The sequence below is a fragment of the Streptomyces sp. NPDC007901 genome, from assembly GCF_042959465.1.
Lineage (GTDB): Bacteria > Actinomycetota > Actinomycetes > Streptomycetales > Streptomycetaceae > Streptomyces.
The window spans coordinates 273,424-293,127 of record NZ_JBIBKW010000008.1; the positions used below are offsets into that span (position 1 = coordinate 273,424).

The following is a 19,704-nucleotide window of genomic DNA, read 5'->3' on the forward strand; positions in this document are numbered from 1 at the left end:
GCATTCCAGATCCCCGCAACGGGATCCCTACAACCGACTAGGAACCCTTGATGATCAAGCCTTGGCTTTTCGAGTTCTTCCGCGCGGTCCACGACCCGGTCGGTCGTGAGGATCCCGCCACCGTGCACGAACAGTTCCGCCGCTATCTCGATCTGTGGGTCGACGACGAGGCGCTCGGGTTCGAGGGCATCTTCTTCAGCGAGCACCACTTCGGACCCGGCTACAGCCCGTCGCCGAACCTGGTGATCGCCAACCTCGCCGCCCGCACCACCACCCTGCGCCTGGGCGTGCTCGGCTCCGTCTCGGGCTACGCCACCCCGTGGCGGGTCGCCGAGGAGTTCGCCATGCTCGACCACCTCACCGACGGACGCCTGGAGATGGGAGTGGTCAGCGGCATCCCACCCGAGCTCGGCATCGTGGGCATCTCCCGTGAAAAGGCGGCCGAGGTGCACGCCGAAACACTGGAGGTACTGCTCGCCGCCACCACCAAACCGGTCGTCTCCCACCAGGGCAAGCACTTCTCCTTCGAGGACATTCGGATCACACCGAGCTTCCTGCGACCCTCGCCGCCGGTCTGGACCGCCTCCACGAGCGTGGCATCGGCCAGCCGCGCCGGTGCCCTGGGACTGAAGATGTGCGGCGGCTTCGTCAATGTCGAGAAGCTGGTGCCGGTGTACGAGGCCTACCAGGAGGCCGCCCGCTCGGCGGGTATGCCCAGCGGGCCCGACCAGGTCGGCATCCGTCGCGCGGTCATGATCGTCGAGAACGAGGCGGACCGCGACCGAGCCGGACAGCTCGGCAGGGAGGGAATCGAGAAGCACACGCGCGTCACTTTGGACAGCCTGAAGATCCCCGACGCCCCGCACACGACACTCGACCCCGACGAGCTCATCTACGGCACTCCCTCGCAGGTGGCCGACGAGATCATCCGCCAGTGCCGGGCCCTCGGCGTCGGCAACTTCGTGGCCATGTTCAACATCTTCGAGCCGGACGAACTGCGCAAGGTACACGAGTTGTACGGTCGCGAGGTCGCCCCCCGGCTGCGCGCGGCCGAGATCGGCTGACCCGGCGATGAGCGAGTTCTCCACCTTCGACTACGTTCCCGGCGGCGACCCGCGTCAGCAGCTGGACGTCTTCACCCCCGACCCGGCCGCCGATCTGCGCACCACCGTCCTGGTGCTGCACGGCGGCGCCTTCCGGCACGGTGACCGTACAGCCGTGCACGCCCGGTGCCGGGCACTCACCGCACGCGGCTTCACCACGATCGCCGTCGGCTACAGGTTGTTCGACTCCGCTGCGTGGCCCGCGCAACTCGACGACGCCCGGGCGGCTCTGCGGTGGACACACGAGCACGCCGACGAACTCGGCCTCGACGCCGGCCGCATCGTGCTGCAGGGGCACAGCGCCGGCGCCCAGCTCGCGCTGCTCGTGGCCGGAACCGCGGGCCACGACGAGCCCGACGGGCTCGGCGGCGCGGCGCCGTTGCCGGCCCCGGCGGCCGTGATCGCGTATTACGCTCCCACCGCGCTGTCCCTGACGCCCGGTCACGGCGAGCTGCCGGCCCAGCAGATGCTCGGGCCCGATGCCACGGCCGACGACGCCTCGGCGGCCAGCCCGATCAACCACGTCGACGAGCACTACCCACCAACCGTCCTGGTCCACGGCACTGCCGACCGGTTCATTCCCCCCGTCACGAGCCTGTGCCTCTTCGACGCCCTCACCGCGGCCGGGGTGACCAGCGAGCTCCACCTGATCGCCGGCCAGGACCACGAGTTCGACGCGACACCGCGCTACACCCGCAGCAGCACCGGACTCGTCCTCGAGTTCCTGCGCGCGCAGGTCATCGAACCCGACCAGGTCGCGAAGGAAGTACTCGAGGGCAACCCCCTCGCCTCGATGCCTCCGCCGGGGGGCGAAGCCGGTCGGACACCCAACCACGCCTGACACATCACGAACTCAGTTTTGCTCTTTGCGGGAGGTCCTGGATGACACGCATGCGTTATGTTCGACCGCTCGATATCGACCAGGCGATCGATACCGGGTTCAAGGGTTATCGGGCGCAGTTCCTTTCGCATCTCGAAAGCGCGCTGATGATCGCGAGCACCATCGAGGAGGGCGGCTGCGGCCCGGGCCTGCACTACCACCGCAGCGATCAGTTGTACTACCTGATGCGGGGCTCGATGAAGGTGCGCCTCGGCGACGAGGTCCATCAGGTCGAGGCGGGCAGCCTGGTGTTCATCCCGGCCGGGCTGGCGCACTGCAACTGGAACGAGGGTCCTGGCGCCGAGACCCACTTCGAGATGATCGTTCCCGCGCCGGCGCCCTTGACGCAGATCGCGATCATGGTCGACTCGCCGGCCGACATACCGGTAGAGGACCGGACCGATCGCCCGGGTCTCGTGCGCGCGCTCGATCTCACGGCCGTGCCCGAGGTGTTGCCCGGCATGCGGATGCAGCCCCTTGTCGACCCCGAGTCCGGCTCCCACCGCACCGTCGTCAACTACATGGAAGTCGACCCCGGCAAGGCCGGGCCCGGCACCCACGTCCACGAGTTCGACCAGTACTACCTCGTCCTGGAGGGCCGGCTCACCGTCGAGGTCGCGCTCGAAAAGCACATCGTCGAGCCCGGAACACTCGTCGTCCTTCCCGCGGGCGTGCCGCACCGGCAGTACAACGAGGGCGACGTGACCGAAAAGCACCTGGGAGTGCTGGCGCCCGCGCCCGAGCCGGGCAGGCCATGGGACCGCGGGGTCACCTTCGCCGTCAACGGCGAAGAGTTCGGCAGCACGATCACATCGGCCGCAGCGACCAACGGAGCGACGCGATGACCGGGCTCGGCTCCTACGGCCCGCGCCCGGCGAACCTGCCGCTGCGGCGTGGGGCGGTCGACTTCTCCGACGAAGCCGGTATCGCGGCGGTATTCGCACTCATCGGCGACGCCGAGCTGCCGCCCGTCGCGGAAACCGCGGGCCAGCCCTTCGTCGGTGTCACCACTGACGGCAACCCGGTACCCGGGCTGTTCGAGTTGCGCGACGAGGGCGCACCGGTCGCCCACGCCGCGCAGGCGGCCCGCGACTACCTCGCCGGCCTGAACACGCGGCAGCGTGCGAAGGCCGCCTTGCCGCTGGACGCGGTCGAGTGGCGCATGTGGAGCAACGCCTTCCTGACCTTCGAAGAGCACGGTCTGCTGTTGCAGGAGCTCACCGACCCGGAACGCGAGGCCGCGCTGGCCGTCATCGAGTCCTCGATCAGCGGAGCCGGATTCGAGCAGGCGCGCCACGCCATGCGCCTCAACGGCGCGCTCGGGGATCTGGTCGGTGGCTACAGCAACACCCTGACCGAGTTCTGTTACCGGTTCACCGTCTTCGGCGAGCCCTCGTCCGACCGGCCATGGGGCTGGCAGCTGCAGGGCCATCACGTGGACCTGCACTGCCTGTTCATCGGCGGACAGATCGTGCTCACACCGGCGTTCCTCGGCGTCGAGTTCGACGGCGACGTCGTCTTCGCCCAGCATCAGGACCGCGCGCGGGAGCTGATGGCGTCCCTGACCGCCGTACAGCGCGACCGGGCACTGCTGTACGGGTCGATGCTCTCCACCGAGCTCCCGCACGAGCTGGCGGGAGCCGTGGACGGCCGGCACCGTGCCGGAGCCGGGCGCGACAACCTGGTCCTGCCCTACACCGGCCTCGCCGGCGACCAGCTGACAGCCGGTCAGCTCGAACTGCTCCTCGCGCTCACCGACCCCTACCTGGAAGCCCTGCCGGAAAAGCCGCGTGCTCACCGCCGGGCGCAGGTAAAGCAGCACCTCGACACCACCCACCTCGCCTGGATCGGCACCTGGGACGAGGGCGCGCCCTTCTACTACCGGGTGCACAGCCCGGTCGTGCTCATCGAGTACGACAACCACCCCGGCATCTTCCTCGACAACGACGAACCCGAGCCGTTTCACGTCCACACGATCGTGCGCACGCCCAACGGCGGTGACTACGGCAAGGACCTCCTGCGCCAGCACTACGCCCACCATCACCACTGAGTGAGCGATGCCACGGCCGCTCGGGTCGTGACCTTCCCAGTACGAGAAGACGTTTCCGAAATGTCAGTTGCCCCGGGGAGCTCCCAGGTGAACACCTACCATGACCTGCCGTGGCTGGCCCACTACCGCACAGGCCAGCCGGCCTGCATCGAGCCCGAGCACCACACCATGCTCGAGTTGTTCCGTGCCTCCGTCGAGCGCGTACCCGATCAGATCGCGCTCCACTACTTCGACGGCCGGCTCACCCTCACCGAGCTCGACCGCTCGTCCGACGCGCTCGCACTCGTCCTCCTGGAGAGCGGTTTCCAGCGCGGCGACCGGCTGGCCGTCTACGTGCAGAACGATCCGGGTTTCGTCATCGGTCTGCTCGGGGTCTGGAAGGCCGGCGGCGCCGCGGTCGCCATCAACCCGATGAACAAGGCCCGGGAACTGGAGTACCTGCTCGCCGACTCCGGCGCGAAGGCACTGCTCTGCCTGGACAGTCTGTACGAGGACATCGCGCGGGATGTCATCGCCACCGGGCGGACGAGCGTCGACACGGTGATCACCGCCTCCGAATCGGACTGGCAGACCCGCAACGACGAACGAGTGCTCCAGGCACCACGCGTGCCCGTCGCCGACGGCACGCTCGACCTGCTGTCGCTCATCGAGGTCCACAGCGGACAACGACCTGGGGTCGCGCCCCCGGAACCGGACGACATCGCGGTGCTGACCTACACGTCGGGGACCACCGGCCGGTCCAAGGGCGCGATGAACACCCACCGCACGATGGTGTACGGCTGCTACAACTTCCGCGAGTGGCTCGGCCTGGCCTCGGCCGACAGCGTGCTCGGCATCGCCCCGCTGTTCCACATCACCGGTCTGGTCGCACATGTGGGCCTGTCGCTGCTGCTGCCATGCCCGCTCGTGCTCACCCACCGCTTCCATCCCGCGGTCATGCTGGACGCGCTGCGCGAGCACCGCCCCACCGTCACGGTCGCCGCGATCACCGCGCTCACCCGGCTCGCCGAAGAGTCCGGCCATCCGGCGGAGGACTTCTCGTCGCTGCGGATCGTGTACTCCGGTGGCGCGCCGATCGCGCCCGCCGTCAATGACGCGTTCCAGGCCAGAACGGGGATCTACATCCACAACATCTACGGGCTGACCGAGACCAACTCGCCGACCCACGGGACACCGCTCGGCGCCAAGGCACCGGTCGACCCGACGTCGGGCGCGCTCTCCATCGGGGTACCGGTCTTCGGCACCGTGGCCCGCATCCTGGACGACGACGGCGAGGAACGAGCAGTCGGCGAGATCGGCGAGATCGCGATCAGCGGCCCGCAGGTGGTCCCCGGCTACTGGAACCGGCCGGAGGAATCGGCAGCGGCCTTCCCGGGCGGCGAACTGCGCACCGGCGATGTGGGCTTCATGGACGCCGAGGGCTGGTTCTATCTCGTCGACCGCAAGAAGGACATGATCAACGCTTCCGGGTACAAGGTGTGGCCACGTGAAGTCGAGGATCTGCTCTACACCCACCCGGCGGTCCGGGAGGTGGCCGTGGTGGGGGTCCCCGACTCCTATCGCGGCGAGACCGTCAAGGCCTTCGTCTCGCTGCAGCCCGGCGCGACGGCGAGGCCGGACGAACTCATCCGGTACGCCAAGGAGAACATGGCGGCCTACAAGTACCCACGGCTCGTCGAGATCGTCGACGAACTTCCCAAGACCGCGACGGGCAAGATCCTGCGGCGGCAACTCCGCGACAACCCCCCGCAGGCAAGCGCCGGCCGCTGAGCGCACCATCGAAAGGACACGACGGAGCAACCATGGATTTCACGGAAACCGAGAAGATCCGGGATCTCAAGCGACGAGCCACCGAGTTCCTGGACGAGTTGGCCATCCCCGCCGAACCGGTCTACGCGCAGCAGAAGACCCAGGTCGGGCCGTGGGACACCCCGCCGGTCATGGCGGAGCTCAAGAAGGCCGCCCGTGACCGTGACCTGTGGAACCTCTTCCTTCCCGGAGAGCGGGGCGCCGGACTGACCAACCTCGAATACGCGCACGTCGCCGAGATCACCGGCCGAAGCCCGTGGATCATGCCGGAAGCGCTGAACTGCTCCGCGCCCGACACCGGCAACATGGAGACGCTCGCGCATTTCGCCACGCCGTCGGTTCAGAAGCGGTGGCTCGAGCCCTTGCTCGACGGTGAGATCCGCTCCGCCTACTCGATGACCGAGCCCCAGGTCGCCAGCTCCGACGCGAGCAACATCGACACCCGGATCACCGAGGACGGCGACGGGTTCCGCATCAATGGCCGCAAATGGTGGTCCAGCGGCGCGATGAGCCCCGCCTGTCAGGTCGCCATCGTGATGGGCCGCTCGAACCCGGGCGGAGAACGCCACCGCACCCACAGCATGGTCGTGGTCCCGCTCGACACCCCCGGGGTGAAGGTCCTGCGGTCGACCAGCGTGTTCGGATACTCCGACAGCGGTCACGGTGGTCACGCCGAGATCGTTTACGACGACGTCCGGGTCCCTCGGGAGAACCTCCTGGGCGAGCTGCACGGCGGTTTCGCGATCGCCCAGGCACGCCTCGGCCCCGGCCGGATCCACCACGCCATGCGCCTGATCGGCATGGCCGAACGCGCCTTCGACCTCATGTGCGCCCGAGCCCACCAGCGCACCCCCTTCGGCAAACCGCTCGCCGAGCAGGGCGTCTTCCAGGAGTGGGTGGCGGAAGCACGCATACGTATCGAGACGACCCGCCTCCTGGTGCTGAAGACGGCATGGCTGATGGACACCGTCGGCAACCGCGGCGCGGCGATCGAGATCTCGGGTATCAAGGTGGCCGCACCGCGGATGGCCACCTGGGTCATCGACCACGCGATCCAGGCGCACGGCGGCGGTGGCGTGAGCCAGGACTTTCCCCTGGCCGAGCTGTACGCCCAGGCCCGCATGCTGCGTATCGCCGACGGACCCGACGAGGTCCACAAGATGTCCCTCGCGCGCCGTGAGCTCCGCAGGTTCGCGCCAAATATCCCGTGATTGGGGTCGTGACACTTCAGTTACGCTGTCGTAGCATGACGCTCGTTAGGCCACGCCGGTGTGGCCCGCTGCACCGGTCGCGCGACGTTCGGCCGAAGGGCGGGACCATGGCAGACAGACGTGTGTTGGCGACGGATGTTCCGTCGTCCGAGGCTGTGTACCGCATGCTGCGGAACCGGATCATGAGCTGCGAGCTGGTTCCCGGCCAATTGCTCACCGAGCGCCGGAGCGCCGTCGAGCTCGGACTCGGGCTGCTCCCGGTCCGTGACGCGCTGACGCGCCTCGTGCGGGACGGTCTGGTCCAGGCGGTGCCCCCCAACGCGTACCGGATCACCCCGCTCACCCCGAAGTCCGTCAACGATCTGCTCACTGTCTGGGAATTGCTCGGCCCGGAGATGGCCGCGCTGGGCACCAGCCGGGCCGATCCGGAGCAGGCCGCTGAACTGCGACAGCTGGTGGTGGACGGGAACACGACGCTCGCCGGCCCACTGGACCGGGATCGCGTCGTCCGGTTCGTCGACATCACCGAACGGGTCTTCGGGCTGCTCGCCATCGCCTCCCGCAACGACCGGCTCATCGAGGTCTACCGGTCACTCGCCGGCGAGACATGGCGCGTCTTGACTTTGATCCTCATCGCGGCCGACTCCGTGGACACGTTCCTGGCCGCGGGCGTGACATGGGACTCGACCTTCGACCGTCGCGACGGTCTCACGGCCACGCGGATCATCCGCGATGTCACCGCGGCAACCCACGCGTCGGCGATGCTCGTGCTGGGCGACCTGCCGAAGACCGGCGAGGGCGTGGTGCTTCCGCTGCGTCGCTGAGCACCCCCCGCCCGCGCCACGTCGTCGGGTGACGTACCCCACGGGGCCACCCAGAGCCGCTCGGTGAAGCGGTATCATCAACCCGCTGGTATGTCACCGAGTCTTTCCATCGTCCGGGAGCGAGCAACGTGTCCGTGCCCTCGTCCGAACCCGTGTCACTCGGCGACGCCGCCTACCGACAGCTACGGGCCGACATCGTGTCCTGTCGGCTCGTCCCGGGCCAGCGGCTCACCGAACGATCGCTCGCCGAGACCACCGGCTTCGGCATCTCGCCCATCCGTGACGCGCTCACCCGCCTCAGCCACGAGGGTCTCGTCCTGACGTTGCCCCGCAAGGGCTACCAGGTGACCCCGCTGACCCTCAAGACCGTCGACGACCTGTTCACACTCTGGCGGATCGTAGGGCCGGAGACCGCCCGCCTTGGCGTGCAGGACGCCACTGCCGAACAGCGCCAGCAGATCATCGCCGCGTTCTCCGCCGCCATACCCGGCAGCGACTCGACGGGCAGCGAGGCCGGCGAGCAGCCCCTGCGACGGGTCGAGGCGGCCACCGCGGCCTTCGCCAGCCTTGCGGCGGCGACAGACAACGACTACCTCATCCGGGTCCACGACCGACTGCACAACGACATCGCCCGGATCCTGGCGCTCATCACGGCCGAGGCCAGTACCTCGATGCCCGATCCATCAGTCGACAAGGAGTGGATCGAGCTCGTCGAACGCCGCGACGGAGATGCCGCAGCGGCACGCGTCCGCGACTACATCGGCGACTTGCACGCGCGCGTCCTGAGAGTCCTGACCCGCTGGCCGTCGGTCGTCGCCAGCGAGATCACCACGGTGCGCGGCTGACCTACGTTGAGGTGTGCCCGGCTGAGACACGGACGCTGGTCCGTTCCGTGGTCGCAGCCGATCCGCCTGTCCGAACTCGACCGATCGCTCGCCCTGTCCAGGACGACCGTCCGGCGCGGTCTGGCCACGTCCGCCGAGCGGGCCGGCTGGAAAGCGATCCACTGGGCGCTCACCCCCGGGCGTTCCAGGTAGGAAGCGCGGGAGGCGAGCCAGGCAGGCTGCGGAGGCAGGCGCTGCCGCACATCGACGACCTCGCCACCACCACGGGGGCCATCCGTCCCACGGTCCGCGGCGGCGACAACGTGGTGCGGATTCGGACGAATCGACAGTCGACACCTGGTAGTTGCCATCGCGCCGCCAGGCGCTCGTGTCTCTTGTCGCATGCCAGCCCAGTGGCAAGGCAGGGCTCGCGTCACGCGATCAGCGCCGACGAACTCCAGGACCGGGTCGCATCCCTGGCCACGCCCATCCAGCCGGGTGACGGCCGGCCGGGGGCCTCGTTGTCGATTCCGGGACCGTGGTCGCGGATGCCGAGAGCAGCGCATCGCGACTACGGTCGGAAGGCCGTCATCGCAACGACAGACCGTATCGCGGCTGCCCTGCCGGGCGGTAAGCTTCGTGACCGCCCGGCAGGGCCAGTTGCCTCACACGGGTAGAGCGGGTTCCTGCGCGGATACCGCCGCCTGCCTCTCGGCCGCACCGCCGTCGTGCGGGCGAAGGAAGACCGCCCCGATCAGCAGGGTGACGAAGGTGATGACGGCGAGGACCAGCAGGCTGGTGGAGATTGCGGAGTCGCCGTAGACGAGCACGCCGGGCACCGGGGACTTGGCGCTGGGTGTCATGATCGCGAAGGTCACCGTGGACAGGGTCGCGCCGATGAACCCCGAGCTGAGCCCGCCGGCCGATGACATCGAACCCTGCTCCGACTCAGGCGTTCCCGCGATGACCAGGTTCGGCATGGCGCCCATCGCGAAACCGGTCCCGATACCGAGGATCACGACCCCGACGAGTATCTTTGCGACCGTGTCGTGCGCGGACATCAGTACCAGCGAGCCGACCGTGAGCACGCCCAGGCCCACGTACATGAGCAGCCGGGGGCCGGTCCGTCTGACCAGCACGCCGGCCACGAGGCCGGCCACGACGCTCCCGAGGGCGAACGGCGCCAGCACAAAGGCGTACCGGGTCGCCGAAAAGCCCAGGCCGTAAGTGCCGCCCAGTTGCCGGGGCGTCATCGCAAGCAGCGCCATCAGCGTCGTGATCACCGGTGCGAGACCATTGCCCAGGCCCCCGCCCAGCACCCCGAACAGGACGGTCCGGCGGACGAGGACCCGCAGGTTGAGCACTGGTTCGCTGACTCGGAGCGAGACGACCGCGTAGATCGCGAGCGCGGCCGCTCCGGCGATCAGCAGGCCGACGACACGACCCGAACCCCACCCCCACTCCGTGCCCTTGCTCACCGGGAGCAGGATCAGCGTGACACCGCCGGCCAGCAGGAGTATGCCCAGCGCGTCGATCCGCGCGGGACGGCGCACGGGGGTCTCCGGGGTGGTCAGGAGCATGAGTGCCCCCATCACGACCAGCCACGCGAGGTTGAACACGTAGAGCGAGCGGAACCCGAGGTGATCGAGCAGGACGCCGATGAGGAAGGGTGCGCCGACCATGAGAAGCCCGATGCCTGTCACGGAGACGCTCGCGGCGAAGGGAACCAGCCTCTTCGGATAGACATCCCGGATCAGCGAGTAACACAGGAACAGCAGGCCGGTGAGCGCGCCGAGCAGAATGTGGGCGACGATCATGGCCCAGAACGCGGGCGCGGTCGCGCCGACGATCTCACCGAGGCCTGCCACGACCAGCGTGATCAGGATCATCCGGCGCTTGCCGTACAGGTCGGCAAGCTTGCCGAGCAGCGGGGCGGAGGCGGCTCCGGCCAGCAGGGTGACTGTCACCAGCCAGCCGCCTTGTGTGGTGTGGAAATGGTTGATGATCTTGGGTATCGCGGTGGCGGTGCTCACATTGGCGAACGCCGCCGACTCGACGAGGCAGACAAGCGATACCAGGGACAAAACCAGTCGCGGAGTCCATTCGGCAGTGCCGAACGAGACCACACCGGCGGGGACGGGAGTGGACGAGCTCAAGGGGTCCTCCGAACGCATCGTCATTGAGACGCCGTGGATTCTTGAAATATCAGCCACCATGTCTGAGATGTCAACTAGGCTGATTGACCTCTCTCATCGACATCGTTGACATCCCACTACGCCCTCCCGGTGAGCGCCCGCTCCAGCAGCCGCCTGCGGCATCTGCCGCCACGAGGTGCGGCTGATGTGACACGACGGCTTGGACTCGGCCCGCCGTCGCGGTGGACTGGGACTTCATCCCCCATGCCCGGCTGCCCGGGCATCCCACGGGCACAGCTCGGAACGCTGTCCAGGTCCTGTGGATCATGGCCATGGAGAACATCACGCGCGAGCGCGAGGCGGCGTGGCCCGGTCCTGCGACCAGCAACTTCCGCCACGGCGACCGAGCTGGATACGACGCCCTGGTGGATCGTGCTGCCGCGACGGCCCCACCTCGGCCGGTTGACTGTCCCGCAGAGACAGGTCGACAGACTGTGCGTCATCCACACTGCCGGATCTGCCGATCAGTTCGCCCCGGTAGGTGTCACCACCGCCTGATCGCGCATCACGGCACGGCTGAAGCGATACGTCAGCCAAGCCGTACCCACAGGGCCGACCGCGGCGCCCTGTGCTTGCCGGAAGCCTCATCCATGCAGGTGAGGGTCTGTCTGGGCGGGGCAGGGTACTCATATCGGCTCATCCACGGTGAGATGCCCGTCCTGGGCGTGCAGGTGGCCGCCTCCACCGTGTGGGAGATCCTGAAGGATGCCGGGACCGGCCCGGCGCCCGAACGCGCCGTAACGACCTGGGTCGGCTTCCTGCGCTCCCAGGCCGATGCCCTGCTGGCCTGCGACTTCTTCGCGACGGTCACTCTGACGGGCACGCGGCTATACGTGTTCGCCGTGCTCGGGCACGCCAGCCGGCGTGTTCGCATCCTGGGCGCCACCGCACACCCGACCGCCTCCTGGGTGACACAGGCCGTTAACCTCGCGCTTTCGCGAGTGGGATTGTCCGGGTCTTGATCAAATAAGCGGAGAGTGCTGCTGACCTGCAACGATGGGACGTGTCGAGGGTCCTGTCAGCTGCGAGGAAAGAAGCACTCTCCAGGTGAAGGTGCGACACGAGGTCGCGTGTGTTGAGTGGATGCTCTTGGAGAGGGGGTCGGCGGTGTCGCCGATGACAGGGTAGTCCCGGGTTCGTGTCCGATGACCCGTCCCCGCCTGGACGTGCGTCGCTGGCAACGGCGGGGTGCGAAGCTCCAGGAAGAAGCCCAAGGACCTCCGTTCCACCCGGGGGTGACAGGCAAGGGGAAGGCCGGACGGGCGAACACCAGTGAACCCTCGATGACGCCTCGTGAGAGAAGCCCCCGCGGGTGGGATGCGGAAGCGGGGTGAAGGGCGGGCCGCTGTGAGGCGGCAGGCGCCGGGCGGATGTTTCACGCCGCCCGGGTGGACACCGCCGCCCCGGGGCATAGAGGGCGCCCACCCCGGCCGCATCTCGCATGCGCGGAACGTGGAAACCCCGACGGAGGCCGCTGCCCTTGGCGGGGCGGCGGTGGGCCGACCGTGAGGAAGGCTGACGTCTCCGGCGGGACAGGACGGCTCAAGAAGCGAATGCCGGTGGGCCGAAAGGCCAGGGGAAACCGGGACGGCACGTGCGGCGGCCTCTCCGCTGCGGTCCTGGCCAACTCGCCGGATACCGGGCCTTGTTGCGTGGGTCCGAAAGGACGCAGACGTGAGCCGGGTGAGCCTGTGGGGAGGGACGATGGCAACAGTGGCAGTACCGAAGGACAAGTTGGACGCCCCGGCGGTGCTCGGGGTGAACGGACCGGAGGGCGGCTTCTTCGCGGACTGGAACAGCATTGACTGGGACGGTGCGCAGGAGAACGTACGCCGACTGCGCCAGCGCATCTTCACGGCATCGAGGGACGGGGACCTGGCCAAGGTCAGGAACCTGCAGAAGCTGATGCTCCGGAGCCTTTCCAACACGCTGGTCAGCGTGCGGCGGGCGACGGAGATCAATGCCGGACGAAAGACAGCAGGGGCGGACGGGCAAGTCGTGCTCACCACCCCGGGCAAGGCCGAACTGGCGCGCTTCATCCAGCAACGCGCCAGTAGTTGGCAGGCCCGTCCGGTCCGGCGGGTGTTCATCCCGAAGAACGGGGCGGGGCGAAAACGCCGCCCGCTCGGCATTCCCGTGATCATCGACCGGTGCCATCAGGCCCGGGCGGCGAACGCACTGGAGCCCGAGTGGGAGGCCCGGTTCGAGGCGAGGTCGTACGGCTTCCGCCCGGGCCGGGGCTGCCATGACGCGATCGGGGTTATCTACAACACGCTGAACGGGAAGAACCCCGGGCGCGTATGGATCCTGGACGCGGACCTGGCGGCGGCGTTCGACCGTATCGACCACGACCACCTTCTCGCCCAGCTCGGCACCTTTCCCGCCCGGGACATGGTGCGACAGTGGCTGAAGGCCGGCGTGGTCGAACGCGGCCGGTTCACCCCGACTCAGGAGGGGACGCCACAGGGCGGGGTGATCAGCCCCGTGCTCCTGAACGTCGCTCTCCATGGGATGGAGGCGGCCGCGGGCGTGCGTTACTACAACCTGAGCACCTGGCCCAAGGGCATGCGGCTGATCGTCCGCAAGGAACGCCCGCACCCCGGTGCCCAGTTGCGCTTCACCGACCTCGACGGACTGCGGCTGACCTGCTTCGCGACCAACACCAAAGGCGGCCAGCTCGCCGATCTCGAACTGCGCCACCGCAGACGGGCCCGCTGTGAGGACCGCATCCGAAACGCCCGTGACACCGGACTGCGCAACCTGCCCCTGCACGAGACCGCCCAGAACCGGATCTGGCTGGAGATCGTCTCCCTCGCGCTCGACCTGCTCGCCTGGATGCCGATGCTCGCCCTGACCGGCGACACCCGCCGCTGGGAACCCAAGAAGCTCCGCCTGCGCCTGTTCTCCGCCGCCGCACAGCTCGTGAACACCGGACGCCACCGCTGGCTCCGCTTCACCGCCCGATGGCCCTGGACCGACGTCATCACCCACGCGATCGACAGACTCCACACCCTCCCGAACCCCGGCTGACCAGCGAATCCGACCGTCCCGACACCCCGCACCACCCCCACCGGCGAAGTGGAACCCGGCGCCCACCCGACGCGAAAGCCGGGCCCTCAGCCTGCCCCAACCCCGAAAAGACCCCACCCCACAGACACAACGTCCCCGTCAGCAAGCTGACGGGGACTCATGAACGATCGAGGCTAAAGTACGCCTGATTCCAGTCTCCGAGTGCGCGATGAACACCGTGGTGATCGTCGAGCTGCTGAAGGGGATCGCCACGCCGTGGCCCCGGCTGGAGTCGGACACGCACATCATCTCGACGGGCTCGGCGCGCCCCCTGGAGGACGCCTTCCGGATATCGCAGCTCGACCTGGTGCAGTGGCTGGTGCGCGACTACGGGTTCGGCGAACTGGACGCGTACCAGTACGCGACGCAGACGGTGGAATCGCCGTTGGCCAACGTGTGCGACACCAATTACACGTGTGTGGCCAAGCTCCGCAAGGAGTGGCTGCCCGCGCGCGAGACTTACCGCGGATCGCATGCGCGGCTGCGCGAGACGGCGGCGGCCCTGCGCCGCTGACCGCCGCCCCTCACCCCCATGACTCCCCTGTGCTTCGAGCACGCTTCCGAAAGGCATCCCCTCCATGGACCGGGCACGACCGCTCCCCACCAGGCGACTGCTTCTGAAGGGCGCGGCCCTCGCCGCCGTCCCGTACGTGCTGCTCCCGGAGAGCCGCGCCGGCGCGCAGACCGGGGTGGTCGACTATCCGCAGGCCGAGTGGCAGGCGGCGAGCACCGACAACCGCACGCCGGCCCAGCGCCCCGACGAGTACGCCATCGACCGTGTGATCATCCATGTCACCCAGCAGTCGTACGCGGGCACGCTGGCCATCTTCCAGAACCCCGGGAAGCGGGTGTCCGCGCACTATCTGGTGCGCTCGGCCGACGGCCATGTCGCGCAGTGCGTGCGAGAGTCGGACATCGCCTGGCACGCGGGAAACTGGGACTACAACACGCGCAGCGTCGGCATCGAGCACGAGGGCTGGGTGGACAAGCCGGAGTACTTCACCGACGCCCTGTACCAGGAGTCGGCGCGGCTGACGGCGTCGATCTGCGACAGATACGGCATCCCCAAGAACCGGGACCACATCATCGGCCATGTCGAGGTTCCGGGGACCGATCACACCGATCCGGGAAAGCACTGGGACTGGGTCCGCTACATGAGCCTGGTCGGCCTGTCCTCCTCGAAGTGAGGACGCGGGAGTGAGGACGTCGGAGGGGGACGTCGGAGTGAGGGTGGTCGAAATGGTTGTCGGCGCGAACACCCCGAGTGACGATGTCCCCAGCCGCATCGCCGTCCGGGGAGGCCGAGTTGACCGATCAGTGGGTGGCCCTGGAGCCGGGGGCCGACCCTGCCGAGCGTGTCCGGGTGCTGCGCCGGGCGTACGAGACGTTCACCACCGTGGGAACCGTGCCGCGCCCGGTGCGGTCGGTGGTGGCCGAGTCCTGGCGGCGTTCGGCGCGGGCCGGGGTGGGTCCGGACGGCACGGCGCGCGTGGAGCTGACGGACGGCGACCTCGGGACCTACCGGGCGGAGCATCCGCTGGCCAGGGTGATGCCGCTGTTCCGGGAGCTGATGGGCACGTTCGCGGCGGACGGCGAGCATCTGCTGGCGGTGTGCGACGCGAACGGCAGGCTGCTGTGGGTGGAGGGGCATCCGGCGACCCGGCGGCGGGCGGACCGGATGAACTTCGTGCCGGGCGCGCGCTGGTCGGAGAGCGCGGTCGGCACCAACGCGCCGGGGACCGCGGTGGCCGTGGACCGGCCGGTGCAGGTGTTCGCGGCGGAGCACTTCATCCGCCGGGTGCAGCCGTGGACTTGCGCGGCTGCGCCGGTGCACGATCCGCGCACCGGGCGGGTGCTGGGTGCCGTCGACATCACCGGCGGCGACCGGCTGGCGCATCCACACAGCCTGGGCTTCGTCCAGGCGGTGGCACGGGCCGCCGAATCGCAGTTGGCGCTGCTGGATCCGCCGACGCCCGCGGACGAGGCGCCCGCGCTGACGGCGCTCGGCCGTGACGAGGCCGAACTCCGGCTGGAGGGGCGCCGGATCCGGCTCGGCCGCCGGCACAGCGAGCTGCTGGTGCTGCTGTCCCGCCACCCAGAGGGGCTGACCGGCGACGAGTTGCTGTGCGCGCTGTACGAGGACGAGTCGGTGACGCCGGTGACGCTGCGCGCCGAACTGGCCCGGCTGCGGCGGCTGCTGGGCCCGGGGCTGCTCGCCTCCCGGCCGTACCGGCTGACCGCTCCGGTGGAGTCCGACGCGGCCGTGGTGGAGCGGCGGCTGGAGACCGGCGCGGTGACGGCGGCCCTGGGCGCCTACGCCGGGCCGCTGCTGCCGGGCTCGCAGGCGCCCGCGGTCGTACGGCTCAGGCAGCGGCTGGCGGACGGGCTGCGGGCCGCCCTGATCGCGGGCCACGACCCCGACCTGCTGGCGGACTGGGCGCACGCGCCCTGGGGCGAGGACGACATCGCGGTGTGGCGGGCGCTCGCGGCGCTGCGGCCGACGGCGGTCGTGCGCAGCCGGTTGGCGGCACTGGAGGCCGAGTTGGCGGTCCCGGGGCGCTGACCTGCCGCGCAACGTACGCGCAACGTCCCCGTCCCTAGCCTCCGCTGCGGGAGCTGCCCAACGGCGGGCAGCGCATCTGCAAGGAGGCAGGCCAGCATGACTCGTTACGCGGCGCCCGGCACCGAGGGCGCGATCGTCTCCTACCAGGCGCGCTACGACCACTTCATCGGCGGCGAGTACGTGCCGCCGGCCCGCGGGCAGTACTTCGAGAACCCGTCGCCGGTGAACGGGCAGCCGTTCACCGAGATCGCGCGGGGCACCGCCGAGGACGTGGAGCGGGCGCTGGACGCGGCGCACGCGGCCGCGCCGGGCTGGGGCCGTACCTCGGTGACGGAGCGCTCCGACATCCTCCTCAAGATCGCCGACCGGATGGAGGCCTATCTCGAACCGCTCGCGGTCGCCGAGAGCTGGGAGAACGGCAAGCCGGTGCGCGAGACGCTGGCCGCCGACATCCCCCTGGCGATCGACCACTTCCGCTACTTCGCGGGGGCGATCCGGGCGCAGGAGGGTTCGCTGGGCGAGGTCGACGACGACACGGTGGCGTACCACTTCCACGAGCCGCTCGGGGTCGTGGCCCAGATCATCCCCTGGAACTTCCCCATCCTGATGGCCACCTGGAAGCTCGCACCGGCCCTCGCCGCCGGGAACGCGGTCGTCATCAAACCGGCCGAGCAGACCCCGGCCTCCATCCACTACTGGATGAGCCTGATCGCCGACCTGCTGCCGCCGGGTGTGGTGAACATCGTCAACGGCTTCGGCGTGGAGGCGGGCAAGCCGCTGGCGTCCAGCCCCAGGGTGGCGAAGGTCGCCTTCACCGGCGAGACCACCACCGGGCGGCTGATCATGCAGTACGCCTCGGAGAACATCAAGCCGGTCACCCTCGAACTCGGCGGCAAGTCCCCGAACATCTTCTTCGACGACGTCTGGGCGCACGACGACGACTTCCGCGACAAGGCCCTCGAAGGCTTCACGATGTTCGCGCTCAACCAGGGCGAGGTCTGCACCTGCCCGTCCCGGGCCCTCGTCCAGCGCGGCAACTACGCCGAGTTCATGGCGGCGGCGGTCGACCGCACCCGCCAGATCAAGCCGGGCCACCCCCTCGACACGGAGACGATGATCGGCGCGCAGGCCTCCAACGACCAGCTGGAGAAGATCCTCTCCTACCTGGACATCGGCCGGCAGGAGGGCGCGAAGGTCCTCATCGGCGGCGAACGCATCGAGCACGACGGCGAGTTGAAGGGCGGCTACTACGTCCAGCCGACCATCTTCGAGGGCGGCAACCGCATGCGGATCTTCCAGGAGGAGATCTTCGGCCCCGTCGTCTCGGTGACGTCCTTCGACGACTTCGACGACGCGATCAAGATCGCCAACGACACGCTGTACGGCCTCGGCGCGGGTGTCTGGACCCGCGACATCAACACCGCGTACCGCGCGGGCCGCGCCATCCAGGCGGGCCGCGTCTGGACGAACTGCTACCACGCCTACCCGGCACACGCGGCGTTCGGCGGCTACAAGCAGTCCGGGATCGGCCGCGAGACACACAAGATGATGCTGGAGCACTACCAGCAGACGAAGAATCTTTTGGTGTCATACTCGCCGCGCAAGCTGGGCTTCTTCTAGAGGCAGGGAAAAGTGCGCCTGACCAGGCAAAATGCCTGGTCAGGCGCCCTTCTCGTCGCTCAGCTAAGCCGCGAGAAGAAATATGGCCTGACTCCCGATATCTCCCACCGGTATCCCAGTCCTGACCAGCTGTTCCGGGGCATTTCCGGGCCAGGAGCCAGCTAACTCATTCTGTCCGGCGCCGCCCGGCTCCACCTCCCATCGCTGCATGGATGCCTCGATCAGGCTGTTGGCCTGGTCGTTCAGCCAGTACGTGCCCTGCGGTGACGGGTCTGCCGTAGGGACCGCAGCATGACCGCGGCGAGGTCGGGGTCGCCCAGCGGCGATATGAGGTGAACGCGCTCGACCCCGCCGAGGTCGTACGCGGCGGGCTCATCGTCCGCTTCGAACAGTTCGTCGCCACCTCCCTCGTCCGCGGCACGGCGAGCGACTGACGCAGCAGGGTGCCACTGGGTTGTTCTCAGCCCGGCGGCGCCCCAGCGGCTGTGGCTCTTTCCGGTGACGCCGGCTGATCACCGGGGCCGGACCCGCGTTCCGGTGGAGCTTCTACCCACTCGCCGTACCCGGCGTCATCGGTGCCGCCCTGGTGCGGCCGGCTGCAAGGCGGAGGAGGGCGTCGACGCGATGGGGCCCCTTGCGAGCGAAGCCGAGAGTGGGGGGTCGGCAACTGACGACAACGCCGCAGGTCAGCGTGGCATGCCCAGCGTCTCGGGCATGCCACGCCGGACAGGCCCCAGCAACACCGGAGACCTGACACGGCCGATGCGGGTCGCGTGCCCTTCTCGGCGTGGCACGCCATGAGGCCGCTCTATGCCGCGCAGGCCCGGACGAACGCGTCGGCCAGTTCGGCGGGGCGGGTGAAGAGGGCCTCGTGGCTGCCGGGCGTCTCGATGAGCAGCGGGTTCTTCAGGCGCTGGGGGAAGCGCTCGGCCCAGTGCCACTCGCCGGGGAGGGAGAGATCCTCGGTGGACAAGACGTACGCGGTGGGGATGTCGAGAGCGTAGAAGGCGCTCGTGTCCGGCTTCTCGGTGAAGGTACCCAGCGGCTGCGGGACGAGCAGGGAGTGCACGATTTGCTGCGCCTCCTCGTCCGCGTCCTGCATGAAGGCCTGCTGGAACACCTCGAACGGGAACGTCACCGAGTTGTTGCCGGAGGCGGCTGCCACGGCGCGGAACATCTCGCCGTAGTGCGGCGGGCACGCGTCGATCAGCGACTCGCCGTCGTTCGGCACGAACGCGCTCCAGAAGACAAGGCGCCTGAGGCGGGAAGCGAGCCGGGGCGCGGCGCCCGTCAGGACGTAGCCGCCCCAACTGTGGCCGACCAGCGTGATCTCGTCCAGGCCGGCGCGTTCGACGTAGTCCACCAGGCTGTTCACGCAGTCGGTGAGAGTGACGTCGCGCGGGTCGTCCTCGGCGCCCAGTCCGGCCAGAGTGGGGGTGTACACCTGGTGTCCGGCGGCTCTCAGCTCGCGGGCGACGGGGCGCCAGGCCCAGCCGGCGTGGCAGGCGCCGGTCACCAGGACGAAGGTCTCGCTCATATCGATCTCCTTTGATCGC

The 19,704-nt window shown here is 69.0% G+C and carries 15 protein-coding genes and 1 pseudogene; 14 read left to right on the plus strand and 2 right to left on the minus strand.

What is annotated here, in order from left to right:
* The first annotated feature begins 50 nt into the window (after positions 1-50).
* The 8 genes from ACFZDK_RS26690 to ACFZDK_RS26725 all read left to right on the plus strand — a co-directional run bounded on the left by ACFZDK_RS26690 (position 51) and on the right by ACFZDK_RS26725 (position 8,722).
* Positions 51-1,064: an LLM class flavin-dependent oxidoreductase gene (locus ACFZDK_RS26690; protein WP_365792986.1), complete on the plus strand. Its 1,014-nt coding sequence runs from the start codon at positions 51-53 to the stop codon at positions 1,062-1,064.
* A 7-nt stretch (positions 1,065-1,071) separates the two neighbouring features.
* Entirely contained in the window at positions 1,072-1,944 is an 873-nt protein-coding gene (locus tag ACFZDK_RS26695; protein ID WP_365792988.1) for an alpha/beta hydrolase, read from the plus strand.
* 41 nt (positions 1,945-1,985) lie between these two features.
* Positions 1,986-2,828 (plus strand): cupin domain-containing protein, encoded by an 843-nt coding sequence (locus ACFZDK_RS26700; RefSeq protein WP_390976212.1) that lies wholly within the window; start codon positions 1,986-1,988, stop codon positions 2,826-2,828.
* Positions 2,825-4,033, plus strand: coding sequence for a DUF3500 domain-containing protein (locus ACFZDK_RS26705; RefSeq protein WP_365792992.1), 1,209 nt, complete (start codon positions 2,825-2,827; stop codon positions 4,031-4,033). Before ACFZDK_RS26700 ends, ACFZDK_RS26705 begins: the two co-directional genes overlap by 4 nt.
* A gap of 87 nt (positions 4,034-4,120) precedes the next feature.
* On the plus strand, positions 4,121-5,803 hold the full coding sequence (locus ACFZDK_RS26710) for an AMP-binding protein (protein WP_365792994.1): 1,683 nt from the start codon (positions 4,121-4,123) through the stop codon (positions 5,801-5,803).
* Positions 5,804-5,835: 32 nt separating this feature from the next.
* Complete coding sequence (locus tag ACFZDK_RS26715) at positions 5,836-7,053, plus strand: acyl-CoA dehydrogenase family protein (RefSeq protein WP_365792996.1); 1,218 nt, start codon at positions 5,836-5,838, stop codon at positions 7,051-7,053.
* 107 nt (positions 7,054-7,160) lie between these two features.
* A complete protein-coding gene (locus ACFZDK_RS26720; RefSeq protein WP_365792998.1) occupies positions 7,161-7,877 on the plus strand; it encodes a GntR family transcriptional regulator in 717 nt (238 codons plus the stop codon).
* 128 nt (positions 7,878-8,005) lie between these two features.
* Positions 8,006-8,722, plus strand: coding sequence for a GntR family transcriptional regulator (locus tag ACFZDK_RS26725; RefSeq protein ID WP_365793000.1), 717 nt, complete (start codon positions 8,006-8,008; stop codon positions 8,720-8,722).
* A gap of 644 nt (positions 8,723-9,366) precedes the next feature.
* On the opposite strand, the gene ACFZDK_RS26730 is transcribed toward ACFZDK_RS26725, so the two are convergent.
* On the minus strand, positions 9,367-10,917 hold the full coding sequence (locus ACFZDK_RS26730) for an MFS transporter (protein WP_365793002.1): 1,551 nt from the start codon (positions 10,915-10,917) through the stop codon (positions 9,367-9,369).
* A 629-nt stretch (positions 10,918-11,546) separates the two neighbouring features.
* Between ACFZDK_RS26730 and ACFZDK_RS26735 the strand changes: the two genes are divergently transcribed.
* The 6 genes and pseudogenes from ACFZDK_RS26735 (at position 11,547) to ACFZDK_RS26760 (ending at position 18,148) form a co-directional block, all read left to right on the plus strand.
* Positions 11,547-11,858 (plus strand): transposase, encoded by a 312-nt coding sequence (locus ACFZDK_RS26735; RefSeq protein ID WP_390976217.1) that lies wholly within the window; start codon positions 11,547-11,549, stop codon positions 11,856-11,858.
* A gap of 742 nt (positions 11,859-12,600) precedes the next feature.
* A complete protein-coding gene (locus ACFZDK_RS26740; RefSeq protein WP_390976219.1) occupies positions 12,601-13,926 on the plus strand; it encodes a transposase in 1,326 nt (441 codons plus the stop codon).
* Positions 13,927-14,125: 199 nt separating this feature from the next.
* Positions 14,126-14,479, plus strand: a pseudogene (locus tag ACFZDK_RS26745) (acetamidase); the annotation flags it as partial.
* Positions 14,480-14,543: 64 nt separating this feature from the next.
* Entirely contained in the window at positions 14,544-15,152 is a 609-nt protein-coding gene (locus ACFZDK_RS26750; protein WP_390976221.1) for an N-acetylmuramoyl-L-alanine amidase, read from the plus strand.
* An 83-nt stretch (positions 15,153-15,235) separates the two neighbouring features.
* Positions 15,236-16,528 carry a GAF domain-containing protein gene (locus tag ACFZDK_RS26755; RefSeq protein WP_390976223.1) on the plus strand — a complete coding sequence of 431 codons (1,293 nt, stop codon included), beginning with the start codon at positions 15,236-15,238 and terminating at the stop codon, positions 16,526-16,528.
* A gap of 96 nt (positions 16,529-16,624) precedes the next feature.
* The gene (locus ACFZDK_RS26760) at positions 16,625-18,148 is read left to right on the plus strand and encodes an aldehyde dehydrogenase family protein (RefSeq protein ID WP_390976225.1); all 1,524 of its coding nucleotides are present in this window, start codon (positions 16,625-16,627) and stop codon (positions 18,146-18,148) included.
* Between the two features lie 808 nt (positions 18,149-18,956).
* On the opposite strand, the gene ACFZDK_RS26765 is transcribed toward ACFZDK_RS26760, so the two are convergent.
* A complete protein-coding gene (locus ACFZDK_RS26765) occupies positions 18,957-19,685 on the minus strand; it encodes an alpha/beta fold hydrolase (protein ID WP_390976227.1) in 729 nt (242 codons plus the stop codon).
* Positions 19,686-19,704: the final 19 nt, after the last annotated feature.